The following is a 16417-nucleotide window of genomic DNA, read 5'->3' on the forward strand; positions in this document are numbered from 1 at the left end:
CTAGGACCAAACGGGCATGACTGACGCAAGTGAAAATCACGTTTCGGATGCGGATGGCAAGGTCGCGGTGGTGATCGTTGCGGCCGGCCGTGGTGCGCGCGCCGGACAGGCCAACGGACCGAAGCAATATCAACACATTGGCGGCTTTGCCGTCATTGCACACACGCTGGACATTTTTCTGGCCCACCCGCGGACCAGCGAGATCGTCGTCGCCATTCATGCCGATGACCACGAGCTGTTTCGGCAGGCGGCGGGCGCCAATGTAGAGCGCGTCACCGCCATCATGGGCGGGGCGACGAGGCAGGAATCCGTCCGGCTCGGCCTGCTTGCCCTTAGAGGCCACGCGCCGGCGCAGGTTCTGATCCACGACGCCGTCCGCCCGTTTGTCGATGCGGACCTGATAGATCGCACCATCGCCGCCATCGGCGAGCGCGAGGGCGCGTTGCCCGCTTTGCCCGTCGCCGACACGCTGAAGCGCGAATCGGCCTCCGGCGTGGTTGGCGAAACCGTTTCGCGCAGCGGTCTTCACGCGGCGCAAACGCCACAGGGCTTTCCGTTCTGGCCCATTCTTGCCGCGCACGAGAAAGCCCATCATCTGGGAAGAATGGATTTTACCGACGATGCCGCGATCGCCGAATGGGCGAATATTCCGGTCAAGATCGTTCCGGGCTCGCCGGACAATGTCAAACTCACCTGGGCACGGGATATTGCGATGGCGGACCAGCGGCTTTCCGGCGAACGCGTGCGCTTTCCCGATATCCGTACCGGCAATGGCTACGACGTCCACGCCTTCGACCCGGGAGACCATGTCACTTTGTGTGGCGTCGCCATTGCACACGACAAGAAGCTGTCCGGCCATTCCGACGCCGATGTCGGTCTGCACGCCTTGACCGATGCGCTGCTGGCGACTTGCGGCGCAGGCGACATCGGCACGCATTTTCCGCCATCCGACCCGCAGTGGAAAGGCGCTGCGTCGCGCATATTCGTCGAGCATGCGGCAAGGCTGGTGCGCGCGCGCGGCGGCCGCATCGCCAATGCCGACATCACGCTGATCTGCGAAGCGCCGCGCGTCGGGCCGCATCGCGAGGCCATGACCGCAGCCCTTTCTCAGATGCTGGCGATTACGCCGGATCGCATCTCGATCAAGGCCACAACCAATGAGAAGCTCGGCTTTGTCGGGCGCGAGGAAGGCATAGCGGCGATTGCCACCGCCAGCGTGGTGTTTCCCGGCGAGGTGCCGGAATGAGCAACAACGAGCTGGCAAATGCGCTGCTGCAAGCCTGCCAGAAGCGCGGCATCATGCTAGCAACGGCGGAAAGCTGCACCGGCGGCATGATCATCTCCGCGCTCACCGACATCGCCGGTTCCTCGGCCGTGGTCGATCGCGGCTTCATCACCTATTCCAACGAGGCCAAGATGGACATGCTCGGTGTCTCCGCCGCCACGCTTGAGGCGCACGGCGCGGTTTCGCGCGAGACGGCGATCGAGATGGCAACAGGCGCGCTTGTCCGTTCGCGCGCCGGGCTGACCCTGGCGGTCACCGGCATTGCCGGGCCTGGCGGCGGTTCGGCGGGAAAACCGGTCGGCCTGGTCTGGTTCGGGGTTGCGCTGGACGGCCGACCGATTGTCGCCGAGCACCAGCTCTTTGCAGACAAAGGCCGCGATTTCATTCGTCGCGAAACGGTCCGGCAAGCGCTGGAACTGGGCCTACAAGCACTCGGATAGGGTTATAAAAACGTTGGGCGGGCGGGCCCGAAAGCTGGATTGCGGTTACGTTTTCGATTCCGGGCTGCTTTGCCCTAAGCGTGGCTCCGTCCCAGCCAGCAGCCGCTGAATGTTGGCACGATGGCGCGCAATCACGTAGATGCTGCCCGCAATCACCAGCAACCGATAGGCCAACGGTTGCTCCAGGCCACAGATGAGGGCGATCGCGGTCAACGCCGCTACCATCGAACTCAGGGAAACTATCCGAGACGTAGCCAGCACAGCACCAAAAGCCGCCGCAGCCCCCACACCTACCGGCCAAGACAGAGCCAGCAACACGCCAAGCCCCGTCGCAGCGGATTTGCCACCTGTAAAATTCAGCCAGATCGAACGGCCATGTCCCAACAACACGGCAATTCCGGCCAGGCAAACAGCCCAAGGCACCCAGGTTTGCAGGTCAAGCGGGGTCGATGGCGTAACCAACGGCAACGTGATGAACCAGGGATAGAACCAGCGGGCAAAAACGATCGCCGCCGCGCCTTTCAGCACATCCAGCAGCAACACCACCAACGCAGGCCATTTTCCCAAGACCCGCAAGACGTTCGTTGCCCCGGTGGATTTGGAGCCATGCTCCCGGATATCGATGCCCTTGAGCAGCTTCCCCGCCAGATAACCCGTGGGCATGGTACCGAAGAGATAGGCGATTGCCAGTCCAACGGTGCTTGCTATCCAGAAAAGCATGCGCAGGGCCTCAAGACGGTTTTGCACCGTAGATGACGTCGGCGCGCCTCTCAAAGGCTTCGGCGAACATGCGGAAGGCGCGATCGAACATGGTTCCCATGACCGCGCCCAGAATACGGCTCTTGAACTCGTAGTCGATGAAGAAGCGGACGGCGCAACCGGCGCCGTCGGGTTCGAAACGCCAGACATTGCTCAAATATTTGAACGGCCCGTCGATGTATTTCACGTCGATGGCGTTCTCGGCGGGCTTCAGCAGCACCTGCGTCGTGAACGTTTCGCGGATGGCCTTGTAGCCGATGCTCATGTCGGCAAGCAGAACAGTGCGCCCGTCACGCTCCTTGCGCGAGCGAACCGTCAGCGCTTCGCAAAGCGGCAGGAATTGCGGATAGGATTCAACATCGGCGACCAAAGCGAACATCTGCTCGGGTGTATGGGATACGCGTCGGGTGGCTTCGAATTTTGGCATGGAACCAGCGAGTTAAGCTGATTTCTTGAGAATCGCTTCCCGTGCCGCGCGCAGCTTGGCGAAATCGTCGCCGGCGTGATGCGATGAACGCGTCAGCGGACTAGACGCCACCAGCAGGAAACCCTTGGTCCGGCCGATCGTCTCAAAGGATTTGAACTCCTCCGGCGTGACGAAGCGGATCACCGGATGGTGCTTCTTCGACGGCTGCAGGTACTGGCCGATGGTCATGAAATCGACATTGGCGGACCGCAGATCGTCCATCAGCTGCAGGATTTCATTCCGTTCCTCGCCCAGCCCCACCATGATGCCGGACTTGGTGAAGATTGACGGATCAAGCTCCTTGACCCGCTGCAACAGCCGGATCGAATGGAAATAGCGGGCGCCCGGACGAACCGTCAGATAGTTCGACGGTACGGTTTCGAGATTGTGGTTGAAGACGTCGGGCTTGGCGGCCACGACGATCTCCAGCGCGCCGTCCTTGCGCAGGAAGTCGGGCGTCAGGATTTCGATCGTCGTCGAAGGCGTCGCGGCCCGGATGGCACGAATGACTTCAGCGAAATGCTGCGCACCGCCATCGGAGAGATCGTCGCGGTCGACCGAGGTGATGACGACATGGGTCAGGCCCATCTGCTTGACGGCGTGCGCGACACGGGCCGGCTCATCGGCATCAAGCGCTGTTGGAATGCCCGTGGCGACGTTGCAGAAGGCGCAGGCGCGGGTGCAGATCTCGCCCATGATCATGAAGGTGGCGTGCTTCTTTTCCCAGCATTCGCCGATGTTAGGGCAGCCGGCCTCTTCGCAGACCGTCACCAGCTTGTGCGATTTGACGATTTCGCGCGTTTCGGCATAGCCCTTCGACACCGGCGCCTTGACGCGGATCCAGTCGGGCTTGCGCAGCACGTCCTGATCAGGCTTGTGCGCCTTTTCCGGATGCCGCAAGCGCGGGGCGTTGGCGATCGTATCGAGGACAGTGACCATCGGGAAACCTGGTTCATTCGCGACGCCAGTCAGGCGTTCGCTGTCATAACGTCATCTAAGACTTTTCAACGCAAAGAAAAAGGCCGCCACGGCGCATGCCGCAACAGCCTTTTTCGCATAGCAACTCTTCAGTGATGCTAACGGCGCACCAGACGCCCGGCCCAGATCAGCAGGCAGGCACCGATAAAGCCGGTGATCAGATAGGCAATCCAGCCGACGCCGAACGGGCCAAAATTGAGAGCCTGCAGAATGGCGTTCAGCACGACCGCGCCGACGATGCCCATGACGATGTTCATGAAGATGCCGGTGTTGCTCTTCATGAACATTTCGGCGAACCAGCCTGCCAGGCCGCCGATGATGATGGCTGCTATCCAGCCGACGCCATTCAGGTGCATATGCCTTCTCCTTGTGGGATACGTGAAAACGCATTCGCAAACGAAGTACCTTGCCGCCGGGTTCCATCTGTAGCAGCGCTTTCAATCTATCAGGCGTTGAGCGCGCGGCCATAGGCGTCGAGCACGCTTTCCTTCATCATCTCCGACAGCGTCGGGTGCGGGAAGATGGTGTGCATCAGCTCTTCCTCGGTCGTCTCCAGGTTCATCGCCACGACAAAACCCTGGATCAGTTCGGTCACTTCGGCACCGACCATGTGGGCGCCGAGCAATTGACCGGTCTTCTTGTCGAAGATGGTCTTGATGAAACCCTGATCCTCGCCGAGCGCAATGGCCTTGCCATTGGCGGCGAACTGGAAGCGCCCGACCCGGATGTCCTTGCCCTCGGCCTTGGCCTTGGCTTCCGTCAGGCCTACCGAGGCGACCTGCGGATTGCAGTAGGTGCAGCCCGGAATCTTCAGCTTGTCGGTGGCATGCACGCCAGGAAAATCTGCGATCTTCTCGATGCACACGACCCCCTCATGTTCGGCCTTGTGAGCGAGCATCGGCGGGCCGGCGACATCGCCGATGGCGTAGATGCCCGGCACGTTGGTCTTGCCGTAACCATCGATGACGACGCAGCCACGCTCCGTTTTCACGCCAAGCGCCTCGAGCCCGAGGCCCTCGATGTTGCCCTGGACGCCGACGGCCGAGATCATCCGATCGGCGGTGATCTTCTCGACCTTACCGTCCTTCATCTCGACATGCGCGGTGACCGAGTTGGCACCCTTCTCGACCTTGGTCACCTTGGCTTCGAGGATGATCTTCATGCCTTGCTTCTCGAACTGCTTCTGCGCGAATTTCGAGACTTCGGCATCCTCGACCGGCATCACCGCAGGCAGCAGCTCGACCACCGTCACTTCGGCGCCCATGGTGCGGTAGAAGGAGGCGAATTCGATGCCGATGGCGCCCGACCCCATGACCAGCAGCGACTTCGGCATCTCCTTCGGCACCATGGCTTCAAAATAAGTCCAGATCAGCTTGCCGTCCGGCTCGATACCGGGCAGTGCGCGCGGCCGGGCGCCGGTCGCCAGGATGATGTGCTTGGCGGTATAGGTGCCTTCGCCTTTGACGCCTTTCGGCACTGGCGGCTGCGGCTCCATCGGCTTCTTGGCCGTCTTCGACACGACGATCTCGCCCGGCTTCGAAAGCTTGGCCTCGCCCCAGATGACGTCGACCTTGTTCTTCTTCATGAGGAAGGCAACGCCGCCATTGAGCCGCAGCGACACCTTGCGCGAGCGGTCGACCACGGCTGACGCATCGACGCTGACCTTGCCGTCGAGCTTCAGCCCGTAATCCTTCAGGTGGTCCGAATAGTGCATGATCTCGGCCGAGCGCAGCAGCGCCTTGGTCGGGATGCAGCCCCAGTTGAGGCAGATACCGCCGAGATGCTCGCGCTCGACGATCGCCGTCTTGAAGCCGAGTTGCGCGGAACGCACCGCGGTGACATAGCCGCCAGGGCCGGAGCCGATGATGATGACGTCGTAGTTCTCAGCCACGGTTTTTCTCCTTCACAATTCCAGCATGACGCGCACGACGGGTGCCAGCGCCTTGCCGATGTTTCGCGTGTTTTCGGCATCGAGATGGACGCCGTCGAGCGGGGTGGTTTGCGCCACGCTGCCGGCGTCGAAGAGGCCGCAGCCGGCCTCATCGGCAAGAGCGGCATAGAGCGGCGCCAACCGCGTCGAAGCCTCGTCACCGCCGGCGACATCTCCTTGAATTCGGCATTGTCTGTACGGCTGACCACAGGCGGCGAAACGATCAGGATCTGCGGCGCCGGCCAGTCGAACGGATAGTCGTGACCGCGCACGATGTCGATCAGCCGCTGGATGCCCTGCTTGGCCGCGACGGGATTGCCGTGGATCCACGGCTTCATGTCGTTGGCGCCGAGCATGATGACAATCAGGTCGATCGGCGCATGGGTCGTCAGGACGGTTGGTAGCAGTTTTGCACCGTTGCGGTCCGCACCGGCCAGATGATCGTCGAAGGCCGTGGTGCGGCCGTTGAGGCCATCGGCAATCACTTGCACGTCGGCGCCTAACGCTGCCTGCAGCACGCTCGGCCAGCGGTCTTCCAGCGCATGGCGGCCACCTTCGGCATTGTAGCCCCAGGTCAGCGAGTCGCCGTAACAAAGAACCGTCTTCATGCGCCCACCTGTGCGTTAATCGAGCTGCGCCTCAACCGCCAGCGCACGAACAGCCAGTGAACCAGCACAGTGGCCAGGTTCGGCAAAACCAGGCCGGCGACGATCGGCAGGTCACCTTCCCACTGGCGCTTATCGACCGGCTGAGAGAACGTCCAACCGATCAGGCCGAGCCCGATCAGCACGAACAGGACAATTGCGCAGAGGCCCAGCCAGTTGATGATCGACGGTGCGTTCGAAAAAAGCTGCGCGATGAAAAACACGATCGTCGCGACAATGGTGACAAGCACCGACGTCATGAACACCAGAATGTATTCTTCCTGCGCATGGGTTGCGACCGCCAGCTGTTGAGCAACCAAGCCGCCTGCCAATCCTGACAGGAAAAACGCCATAAGGGAGGTGAAGAAGATCCGCACCGCCCTCTCCGTCCTAAACCAGCATGCCCATCGGGTTCTCGATCAGGCGCTTGAAGGCGACCAGCAGTTCGGCACCCAGCGCGCCGTCGACGGCGCGATGGTCGGTCGACAGCGTCACCGACATCACGGTGGCGATTTTGATCTCGCCGTTCTTGACCACCGCCCGCTCCTCGCCGGCACCGACGGCAAGGATCGTCGCATGCGGCGGGTTGATGACGGCGGCAAAGTCCTTGATGCCGAACATGCCGAGGTTGGACACCGCCGTGGTGCCGCCCTGATACTCTTCCGGCTTCAGCTTGCGGCTGCGCGCCCGGCTGGCCAGATCCTTCATCTCGTTGGAGATGGTGGACAGCGTCTTTTCGTCGGCATGCCGAATGATCGGTGTGATCAGGCCGCCCGGGATCGACACGGCGACGCCGACATCGGCATGCTTGTGCTTGACCATGGCGCTTTCGGTCCATGAGGCATTGGCATCCGGCACCGCCTTCAGCGCCATCGCCATCGCCTTGATGACCATGTCGTTGACCGACAGCTTGTAGGCGGGCGCATCGCCTTTGTCGGTCTTCTTTACCGGGGCTGCGGCGTTAATCTGCGTGCGCAATGCGAGGAGTGCATCGAGCTCGCAGTCGAGCGTCAGGTAGAAATGCGGGATGGTGGTCTTGGCCTCGACCAGGCGGCGCGCAATGGTCTTGCGCATATTGTCATGCGGGACGAGATCGTAGGAGCCAGCCTCGAACAGCTTCAGCACCTGATCGTCGGACATCGCCTTCACAGCAGGAGCAGTTGCCGGAGCCCCGGCGGGTGCTGCCTTGGCGGCAGGCTTGGCGCCGCCACCGGCAATCGCGGCGTCGATATCTGCCTTGACGACGCGGCCATGCGGGCCGGTGCCGGTCACGGCAGACACATCGACGCCGGCTTCCCTGGCGATGCGACGTGCGAGCGGCGAGGCGAAGGTGCGCTCGCCGGCCGCATGACCATTGGCAACTGGAGCCGCCTCTGCCTTGGGTGCGGTCGCGACCGGTTCCGCCTTTGATGCTTCCGCCTTTGGTGCGTCAGCCTTGGGCTCCTCCGCTTTCGGCGCCTCGGCTTTCGCTGGTGCGGCACCGCCACCGCTTTTCGCGACGGCGCCTGCATCCTCGCCCTCTCCGGCGAGCACGGCGATCAGCGCATTGACCTTGACGCCCTCGGTGCCGGCGGGAACGACGAGCTTTGCAACCGTGCCCTCATCGACAGCTTCGACTTCCATCGTCGCCTTGTCGGTCTCGATCTCGGCAATGACATCGCCCGGCGAAACCTTGTCGCCTTCCTTGACGAGCCACTTGGACAGATTGCCCTCTTCCATCGTGGGCGACAGGGCCGGCATGGTGATGTTGATTGGCATTTTGTCCTCCCGCCCGGTTCAGCGATACGTGACGGCTTTGACCGCCTCGATGACTTCGCCGACATTCGGCAACGCCAGCTTCTCGAGGTTGGCCGCATAAGGCATCGGCACATCCTTGCCGGCGATGGTGATGACCGGCGCGTCCAGAAAGTCGAAGGCGCGCTGCGACACCTGGTTGGCGATATGGTCGCCGACCGAGTTCTGCGGATAACCTTCCTCCACCACCACCAGGCGGTTGGTCTTCTTGACCGAGGCGATGATGGTGTCGAGATCGAGCGGCCGGATCGTGCGCAAGTCGATGATCTCGGCATCGATGCCAAGGCCACGCAGTTCCGCTTCAGCCTTGACCGCATAGGTCATGCCGATGCCGAAGGAGACGATGGTGACATCCTTGCCTGATTTATGGATGCGCGCCTTGCCGATCGGCAACACGAAATCGTCCAGCTTCGGCACGTCGAAGGACTGACCGTAAAGGATTTCATTCTCGAGGAAGATGATTGGGTTCGGATCGCGGATCGCTGCCTTCAGCAAGCCCTTGGCGTCAGCGGCGGTGTAGGGCATCACCACTTTCAGGCCCGGAATGTGGCTGTACCAGGCGGCATAGCACTGCGAGTGCTGGGCAGCGACGCGTGCGGCGGCACCGTTCGGTCCACGGAACACGATCGGCGCGCCCATCTGGCCGCCGGACATATAGAGCGTCTTGGCGGCCGAGTTGATGATCTGGTCGATCGCCTGCATGGCGAAGTTGAAGGTCATGAACTCGACGATCGGCTTCAGGCCGGCCATCGCCGCACCCACGCCAACGCCGGCAAAGCCATGCTCGGTGATCGGCGTATCGACGACGCGCCGCGGCCCGAATTCCTGCAGCAGGCCCTGCGTGATCTTGTAGGCGCCCTGGTATTCGGCAACCTCCTCGCCCATGACGAAGACATCGCCGTCGCGGCGCATTTCCTCGGCCATCGCATCGCGCAGCGCTTCGCGCACCGTGGTGGAGACCATCTCCGTGCCGGCCGGAATGTCCGGATCGGCGGCGATCTCCGTCTTCGGGGCGGCAGCCACCGGTGCGGCGGCCGGCTTTGTGGCCTCCGCCTTGTCCTCTGCTGCGGCCGGAGCCTCTGCCTTTGCAGGTGCTTCCGCCTTGGCGGGCGCCGCAGACTTGCCGATATCCCCGGCACTTTCGCCGTCCTGCAGCAGCACGGCGATCGGTGTGTTGACCTTGACGCCTTCGGTACCGGCGGCGATCAGGATCTTGCCCAGCGTGCCTTCGTCAACAGCTTCGACTTCCATCGTCGCCTTGTCGGTCTCGATCTCGGCGATAACGTCGCCGGCGACGACCTTGTCGCCCTCGTTCTTCAACCACTTGGAAAGATTGCCCTCTTCCATGGTCGGCGAGAGAGCGGGCATGAGAATTTCGATCGGCATGTCCTTGCCCTCCCGTTACAATACGATATCGGTCCAGAGCTCGGACGGATCCGGCTCCGCGTCGTTCTGGGCAAATTCGGCGGCGTCGGCGACGATGTCGCGGACCTCCTTGTCGATGGTCTTGAGCTCGTCCTCGGTCGCCCACTTCTTTTCCATCAGCCGTGCCTTGACCTGCTCGATCGGGTCATGGTCCGAGCGCATCTTCTGCACTTCTTCCTTGGAGCGGTATTTTGCCGGATCGGACATCGAGTGACCGCGGTAGCGGTAGGTCTGCATTTCGAGAATGATCGGCCCGTTGCCGGCGCGGCACCATTCGGTCGCCTGGTCGGCGGCAGCCTTGACAGCGCGCACGTCCATGCCGTCGACCTGGATGCCCGGGATCTTGAACGAGGCACCACGATGCGAAAAGTTGGTTTCCGCCGAAGAGCGCGACACCGAGGTGCCCATCGCATAGCGGTTGTTCTCGATGATGTAGATCACCGGCAGCTTCCACAGCGAGGCCATGTTGAAGCTTTCATAGACCTGGCCCTGGTTGGCCGCGCCGTCGCCGAAATAGGTCAGCGAGACATTGTTGTTGTCGCGGTAGCGGTTGGCAAAGGCGAGACCAGTACCAAGAGACACCTGCGCACCGACGATGCCGTGGCCGCCGTAAAAGTGCTTTTCCTTGGAGAACATGTGCATGGAGCCGCCCTTGCCCCGGGACAAGCCGCCCCGACGCCCGGTCAGCTCGGCCATGACGCCGCGCGGCGACAGCTCCATCGCCAGCATGTGGCCGTGGTCGCGATAGGCGGTGATCATCTGATCGCCGTCGATCAGCGCCATCTTCATGCCGGTGACGACCGCTTCCTGGCCGATATAGAGGTGACAGAAGCCGCCGATGAAACCCATGCCGTAAAGCTGGCCGGCCTTTTCCTCGAAACGACGGATGAGCAGCATGTGCCGGTAGGCGGCAAGCTCTTCATCCTTGGTGAACTCGGCGGGCTTGGGGGCGGAAAGCCCCGATTTGCCGTCGGATTTGGATTTGGCAGGCGCTTTTCTGGCTGCGGTGGCCATGCATCACTCCCTGTTGGCGTCTCTTCGTGGACATTAGAGCAGGATGAAATCTGCTCTGGGGAGATCAGCTCCTCCCCACCGATTTTAGGGAGGCTAACACGCGTCAAAGCGTTGCGCCATGCCGAATTTGCATAGCTGGCATGCGCCTAAGCAATTAAAATCGTTGAAAATATTGGCGATTAACTGGAAATCAGTTATTTCACCGAGGTCGGCAACATAATGGTGATTTCATCGGCTTGGGACAGATTGAGCGCCTTGCGTGCCTGCTCATCGAGCATGTCCTTCTCGAGCGTGCCTTCATGCATCAGCCGAACGCGGCGCTCGAGTTCCATGCGGCGCGCCTTGATCGCATCGAGCTGGCCTTGCAGCGCAACCGTCTGGGCTTCCAGCTGATATTTCGAATAGATGCCGAATTCGCCGTGATAGGCATGAAAGCCGAAATAGGCCAGGAACACCACGCAAAGCGAGGGAATGATCAGCCGGCCGGTGTTTCTCTGCTTGTGCTGACGCGTCCACATCGCCCGGTTCCTCTAGAGCGTGATGCCGAAATGTGTGAAGCGGTTTTCGGACGACAACATGCTCTATCTCTTTGATTTAGAGTCGGATTCAGACTTCAGGTCGAACAGACCTGAAATCATCCGGCTCTAGCCCGCGAACTCAGGCGGCTCACGATCTTTTTCGCCCGATTGTGCTTAACGGACGGTTACAGGTGACCGGTTTGGCGAACCGAAATGAAAAAAGGCGGGAATGCTCCCGCCCTTTCATCCGATATCCGAGTGTTTTCCGGATCAGCCCTTGATCACCGACTTGCCGGCATAGCTTGCCTGCTTGCCGAGTTCTTCCTCGATGCGGATCAGCTGGTTGTACTTGGCCATGCGGTCGGAGCGCGACAGCGAGCCGGTCTTGATCTGTCCGCAATTGGTGGCAACCGCGAGATCGGCGATGGTCGAATCCTCGGTTTCGCCCGAGCGGTGCGACATGACGGCGGTGTAGCCGGCCTTGTGCGCGGTCTCGACGGCGTCGAGCGTTTCCGTCAACGAGCCGATCTGGTTGACCTTGACCAGGATCGAATTGGCAACGCCCATGCGGATGCCGTCGCGTAGCCGCGCCGTGTTGGTGACGAACAAATCGTCGCCGACCAGCTGCGTCTTCTTGCCGATCAGGTCGGTCAGGTACTTCCAGCCTTCCCAATCGTCCTCGGCCAAGCCGTCCTCGATCGAGATGATCGGATAGTCGGCGGCAAGCTTGGCCAGGTATTTGGCCTGGGCCTTGGGATCGCGCGTCTTCTTCTCGCCCTCATAGACGTAGTTGCCGTCCTTGAAGAACTCGGTCGCGGCGCAATCGAGGCCGAGCGCGATCTCGTCGCCCGGCTTGAAGCCGGCCTGCTCGATCGATTCCATGATGAAATCGAGCGCCACCGGGGCGCTTTTCAGGTTCGGGGCAAAGCCGCCCTCGTCGCCGACATTGGTGTTGTGGCCGGCATCCTTCAGCTTCTTGCGCAGCGTATGGAAGATTTCCGAACCCCAGCGTACACCTTCGCGCAGCGTCGGCGCGCCGATCGGCAGGATCATGAATTCCTGGAAGTCGATCGGGTTGTCGGCATGCGCGCCACCATTGATGATGTTCATCATCGGTACCGGCAGGAGATGCGCCTTGGTGCCACCGACATAACGGTACAGCGGCAGGCCGGCAGCATCGGCGGCCGCCTTGGCCACCGCCAGCGACACGCCGAGAATGGCGTTGGCGCCAAGCCGGCTCTTGTTGGGCGTGCCGTCAAGCTCGATCATGGTCTGGTCGATATGGATCTGGTTTTCGGCTTCCATGCCGCCAATCGCCTCGAACAGTTCGCCGTTCACCGCTTCGACGGCCCTGAGCACACCCTTGCCGAGATAGCGGGCACCGCCGTCGCGCAGTTCGACGGCCTCGTGGGCGCCGGTCGAAGCACCCGATGGCACCGCCGCGCGGCCCATTGAGCCATCTTCGAGAATGACATCGACCTCGACGGTCGGATTTCCACGGCTGTCCAGGATTTCACGCCCGACAATGTCGATGATGGCGGTCATTTGCGATGTCCTCGATTGATCTGAAGAATGCCGCACGTCTTAGCCAAAGTGCTGCAAAAGGCAATCGGCCGGCTGGCAATTATTGCCGCGGCATCAGCCTCCGAACGATTCACGAAGCGCAAATCGCTGTCATCATAAGTCATGTACGGCAGGCCGGCTTGTGGCTATGGTGCGGGGGCGCGGGGCGAAACAGGAGGAGTTTCGCCATGTCCCAGTTGAGTGGTATCGTGAGTCTGTTCCTGATCGCGGCGGCATTCCTGACGTCGTGCGACAATCAGCAGTCGCCGCCGAAGGCGATGGCCCCCTTATACGTCAGCGAATAAGCCAGAATCCAAAGCGGCCCCCCCACACGGGGGGGCCGCTTTGTGGTTGCTGTTAATGCCAGTAAGGCGTGACCTTGTAATAATTGTAGGATTCGTCGCGGGCCGCCTCACCATCCGCCCCGGTCAATTCGTTGATCGAATAGGCAGGTGCCGCCCTGAGTTGTTCCTTGGAAAACGGCACGACATACCCGCCTTTGTCCTCATCGTAGTCGAGGCTTGCCCACGGAATGGCGTGATATTTCTCGCCGATACCGAGGAAGCCGCCAAAACCGATGACCGCGAACATGATGCCGTTCGTCATCTTGTCAAGCATCACATCCTCGATGCTGCCGATGCTCGTGCCTTCGGTGTTGTAGACCGATGTGCCGATGACCCGCGAAGCGGCGATGGCTTGGGTGTGACCTGTCTGGGTTGCCATGATTGTGCTCCTCATTGTGGTTTCGAACCATACTTGGACAATGAGGGGCGCGGGCGAAGGTTCCCGACTTTTTCGGCGTCGACCGTTCACTCCGCGAGGATGAAGGTAACCTTCATATTGACGCGATAAGCAACAATCTTGCCGTCTTGGACGACGATCTTCTGGTCCTGGATCCAGGCGCCCTCGACGTTCTTCAGGGTTTTGGATGCGCGCGCAATTCCCTGTTCGATGGCGTCCTGAAAGCTCTTGTTCGACGAGGATGTGATTTCGGTGACGCGGGCGACGGACATGGCTTCCTCCTGCCAAAACGCTTATTTGCCAGCCAAGCGTATAGCCGGCTCGTGCCTTCCACAAGCGCCGGCAGTCGGCGGAGTATGCGTCCGCCCTTAGAGGCCCTTGGCGATGCGGTCGAATGCCATCAGCCGCTCGAGCAGGGCCGGCATGTCCTTCAACGGGAGCATGTTCGGGCCGTCGGAAGAGGTCGAGTTGTCGGGATCCTGATGGGTCTCGATGAACACGCCGGCAACGCCGACAGCGACTGCAGCGCGCGCCAGCGTCTCGACAAAGCGGCGCTCGCCGCCCGAGGAACCACCCTGCCCGCCCGGTTGCTGCACCGAATGCGTGGCATCGAAGATCACCGGCGCGCCGATCTCGGCCATGATGGGCAGAGCGCGCATGTCGGACACCAGCGTGTTGTAGCCGAAGGACGCGCCGCGCTCGGTGGTCAGCACATTGGCATTGCCGGATCCGGTGATCTTGGCGACGACGTTCTTCATGTCCCAGGGGGCGAGGAACTGCCCCTTCTTCACATTGATAACCTTGCCGGTCCTGGCGGCGGCGACCAGCATGTCCGTCTGGCGCGACAGGAAAGCCGGAATCTGCAGGACATCGACATGCGGCGCGACGATCGCGCACTGCTCCTCGGTATGGACATCGGTCAGCACGGGGAGCGAAAATTCCTTGCGCAACTCGTCGAAGACGGGAAGGGCTGCGTCCATACCGGCACCGCGCGTCGCCGACAGCGAGGTGCGGTTGGCCTTGTCGTAGCTGGTCTTGTAGACGAGCCCTATGCCGAGCCTGCCGGTCAGTTCCTTCAGCGCGCCGGCCATATCGAAGGCGTGCTGGCGTGATTCAAACTGACAAGGGCCGGCGATCAGCGACAGAGCCGCCTTGTTGTCGAAGACGACATTGCCGACGGTTACCGACGAATTGGGCGCCATTGAATTGGACGCTTGCGGCTTGCTCATGGGATCTCCCGGAAGATGAAGGCCGCGCCCTGTCCGGGTGCAGGCCGCACGACGATATCATTGCCCGCTATATCGTGTTGGACGGAATTGGCTGCAAGCAGCCTCGATGTCACATCGGCGTTCCCAACCGAAAAGACCACCGCTGCGAAGCGTAGATCTGTCGGCGCGCCGGCAGGCAGGCCGAAGCGCGCGGTGAAAGCCGGGCCGTCAAGCACGCTCAAATCTGCATTCGGCAAGGGAAACCTGCCGCCCTGCCTGTCGGCGGCCGGATCGTCCACCGCCACGGAAATAAGCCCATGCTGCTTTCCGGGCGCATCGCTGATCGCCAAGATCTCGACAATTCCGGTCGCGCCGTTGGCGTGGGCCTGCAAAGCCGTACGGTCAACATCAGGCGCGTTGACGCGCTCGCAGGCAAACAGGAAGGCGTCCGTGGCTTCGGCTCCGGCCGCGAAGGCGAGCTTGAACGATGCGATGTCGCTTTTGCCGGCCGGGTCGGTGAAGGCGCGCGAAAAACCCAGCATGTCTCCCGCCGAGATGCCGGCACCGACATAGCGTGCATGGTCGGCGTCGGCATTGCCCGTGCCTAGAACAATGGCGGAAAATCCCTCGTCGCCGTTGCTGTCGCGATAGGCGCGATCACGCGTGACGAAGACATTGCCGTCTGCGATAGCCTTTGTCGCCACCTGTTCGTCGCCGACCGCGAGCGGTTCGAGATACGTGCCGTCGGCCAGGAAAACACAGCAGTTTTCCGTTCCGAAGGGATGGATGCCGGTCGGGGCCACGACGAAGCCAAGCGCGGTGAGCCGGGCTCGCGCAACCTCAAGGCTCTGCGTCGGCAGCACCAGGTGATCGAGCGGATGAGTGCCTGCGGCTGCGGTTTGGGTCATGCAGGCGCGATGTGCATCATTCCGCAAATCGGTTCAAGACTTGATCGCAATCCCGGCCAGTTCGCCCACGTCAGTTCACCGGACTTCGAAAAAGGCACCACCTGGACAAGGCATCAGCTTCCGGCAACGACATCGGCGGAATAGCGCAGTTCGCGCATCGGTTTGACCTTGCTGGTGGTCTGCGCATAGAGCGGGTGCGCCTTGTAGGCGGCCAGCGCGGCGTCGTCGGCGAACTCCGCATAGACGACCACGTCGACCTCATCGGACAGTGGATCGACCTTGGTGTTCAAGGTGACCTCGAAAAGGCTGGAATGAGGAATGTCGCCGAGCGCCAGCAAGCCGGTGCGCACAGCCTCGACATCCTCTTTTCGCCGCGCGCTGAAGAAAACGATATGCCGGATCAACCCCGCCTCCTCGATCAAAGTGCTGGGGTCTTTTGTGACGGCAGGACGTTGGCGTCAATCGACAAGGATGTCGCGGCTGCAGCCGCCGGAGCTAAACCTTGCCGGTAGCATATCGCACAATGCGGCTAAGTTCTCTCACCGTGGTGTCGAGATACCGGCCCTGATTGTACATGCCGTCCCAGATCAGGAAAAACGCGATGGCGGCAATGACGATTACATAACGCATGGCTAAATCTATCGCACAAGGAATTCTGCGGCCATAGGCGTTTTTTAACGCGCTGCGCCTTGGCTGTGCAAAGGCACAGATGCCCGCCGGCGCGAGCAATCTGCTTGGCACAGC

At 61.5% G+C, this 16417-nt stretch carries 19 protein-coding genes and 1 pseudogene; 2 read left to right on the forward strand and 18 right to left on the reverse strand.

Annotated elements, in window-relative coordinates:
• Positions 1-16 precede the first annotated feature (16 nt).
• Positions 17-1246, forward strand: a complete 1230-nt coding sequence (locus NKI66_RS04560; protein ID WP_352751062.1) for a bifunctional 2-C-methyl-D-erythritol 4-phosphate cytidylyltransferase/2-C-methyl-D-erythritol 2,4-cyclodiphosphate synthase — start codon at positions 17-19, stop codon at positions 1244-1246.
• Positions 1243-1725 carry a CinA family protein gene (locus NKI66_RS04565; protein ID WP_352611734.1) on the forward strand — a complete coding sequence of 161 codons (483 nt, stop codon included), beginning with the start codon at positions 1243-1245 and terminating at the stop codon, positions 1723-1725. The genes NKI66_RS04560 and NKI66_RS04565 overlap by 4 nt, the downstream gene beginning before the upstream one ends.
• A 45-nt stretch (positions 1726-1770) precedes the next feature.
• Here the strand turns inward: NKI66_RS04565 and plsY are convergent, their stop codons facing one another.
• The 18 genes and pseudogenes from plsY to NKI66_RS04655 form a co-directional block, all read right to left on the reverse strand.
• Positions 1771-2445: a glycerol-3-phosphate 1-O-acyltransferase PlsY gene (plsY, locus tag NKI66_RS04570; protein WP_352552030.1), complete on the reverse strand. Its 675-nt coding sequence runs from the start codon at positions 2443-2445 to the stop codon at positions 1771-1773.
• A 10-nt stretch (positions 2446-2455) separates the two neighbouring features.
• Positions 2456-2911 carry a type II toxin-antitoxin system RatA family toxin gene (locus tag NKI66_RS04575; protein WP_128304450.1) on the reverse strand — a complete coding sequence of 152 codons (456 nt, stop codon included), beginning with the start codon at positions 2909-2911 and terminating at the stop codon, positions 2456-2458.
• 12 nt (positions 2912-2923) lie between these two features.
• Positions 2924-3889: a lipoyl synthase gene (lipA, locus tag NKI66_RS04580; RefSeq protein ID WP_352751065.1), complete on the reverse strand. Its 966-nt coding sequence runs from the start codon at positions 3887-3889 to the stop codon at positions 2924-2926.
• A 137-nt stretch (positions 3890-4026) separates the two neighbouring features.
• On the reverse strand, positions 4027-4284 hold the full coding sequence (locus NKI66_RS04585; RefSeq protein ID WP_023812036.1) for a GlsB/YeaQ/YmgE family stress response membrane protein: 258 nt from the start codon (positions 4282-4284) through the stop codon (positions 4027-4029).
• Between the two features lie 89 nt (positions 4285-4373).
• A complete protein-coding gene (lpdA, locus tag NKI66_RS04590) occupies positions 4374-5819 on the reverse strand; it encodes a dihydrolipoyl dehydrogenase (protein WP_352441534.1) in 1446 nt (481 codons plus the stop codon).
• 12 nt (positions 5820-5831) lie between these two features.
• Positions 5832-6466: pseudogene (locus NKI66_RS04595) on the reverse strand (SGNH/GDSL hydrolase family protein).
• Positions 6463-6879 (reverse strand): hypothetical protein, encoded by a 417-nt coding sequence (locus tag NKI66_RS04600; protein WP_352721382.1) that lies wholly within the window; start codon positions 6877-6879, stop codon positions 6463-6465. Before NKI66_RS04600 ends, NKI66_RS04595 begins: the two are co-directional and overlap by 4 nt.
• A 13-nt stretch (positions 6880-6892) precedes the next feature.
• Entirely contained in the window at positions 6893-8260 is a 1368-nt protein-coding gene (locus NKI66_RS04605; protein ID WP_352677855.1) for a pyruvate dehydrogenase complex dihydrolipoamide acetyltransferase, read from the reverse strand.
• 18 nt (positions 8261-8278) lie between these two features.
• On the reverse strand, positions 8279-9682 hold the full coding sequence (locus tag NKI66_RS04610; RefSeq protein ID WP_023812041.1) for a pyruvate dehydrogenase complex E1 component subunit beta: 1404 nt from the start codon (positions 9680-9682) through the stop codon (positions 8279-8281).
• A 15-nt stretch (positions 9683-9697) separates the two neighbouring features.
• A complete protein-coding gene (gene pdhA, locus NKI66_RS04615; RefSeq protein ID WP_023812042.1) occupies positions 9698-10735 on the reverse strand; it encodes a pyruvate dehydrogenase (acetyl-transferring) E1 component subunit alpha in 1038 nt (345 codons plus the stop codon).
• A gap of 194 nt (positions 10736-10929) precedes the next feature.
• Positions 10930-11253 carry an FtsB family cell division protein gene (locus NKI66_RS04620; RefSeq protein ID WP_023812043.1) on the reverse strand — a complete coding sequence of 108 codons (324 nt, stop codon included), beginning with the start codon at positions 11251-11253 and terminating at the stop codon, positions 10930-10932.
• A 270-nt stretch (positions 11254-11523) separates the two neighbouring features.
• Complete coding sequence (eno, locus tag NKI66_RS04625) at positions 11524-12798, reverse strand: phosphopyruvate hydratase (RefSeq protein ID WP_023812044.1); 1275 nt, start codon at positions 12796-12798, stop codon at positions 11524-11526.
• Positions 12799-13173: 375 nt separating this feature from the next.
• Complete coding sequence (locus NKI66_RS04630; protein WP_127294419.1) at positions 13174-13539, reverse strand: PRC-barrel domain-containing protein; 366 nt, start codon at positions 13537-13539, stop codon at positions 13174-13176.
• Positions 13540-13625: 86 nt separating this feature from the next.
• Entirely contained in the window at positions 13626-13829 is a 204-nt protein-coding gene (locus tag NKI66_RS04635) for a dodecin family protein (protein WP_127294417.1), read from the reverse strand.
• Between the two features lie 96 nt (positions 13830-13925).
• Positions 13926-14786 carry a 3-deoxy-8-phosphooctulonate synthase gene (gene kdsA / locus NKI66_RS04640; RefSeq protein ID WP_031213495.1) on the reverse strand — a complete coding sequence of 287 codons (861 nt, stop codon included), beginning with the start codon at positions 14784-14786 and terminating at the stop codon, positions 13926-13928.
• On the reverse strand, positions 14783-15673 hold the full coding sequence (locus tag NKI66_RS04645) for a VOC family protein (RefSeq protein ID WP_352751068.1): 891 nt from the start codon (positions 15671-15673) through the stop codon (positions 14783-14785). Before NKI66_RS04645 ends, kdsA begins: the two co-directional genes overlap by 4 nt.
• A gap of 113 nt (positions 15674-15786) precedes the next feature.
• The gene (locus tag NKI66_RS04650) at positions 15787-16077 is read right to left on the reverse strand and encodes a Dabb family protein (protein WP_023812050.1); all 291 of its coding nucleotides are present in this window, start codon (positions 16075-16077) and stop codon (positions 15787-15789) included.
• Between the two features lie 91 nt (positions 16078-16168).
• A complete protein-coding gene (locus tag NKI66_RS04655; RefSeq protein WP_023812051.1) occupies positions 16169-16303 on the reverse strand; it encodes a hypothetical protein in 135 nt (44 codons plus the stop codon).
• Positions 16304-16417: the final 114 nt, after the last annotated feature.

The sequence above is a fragment of the Mesorhizobium sp. M0518 genome (assembly GCF_040321125.1).
In the GTDB taxonomy this organism is placed as follows: domain Bacteria; phylum Pseudomonadota; class Alphaproteobacteria; order Rhizobiales; family Rhizobiaceae; genus Mesorhizobium.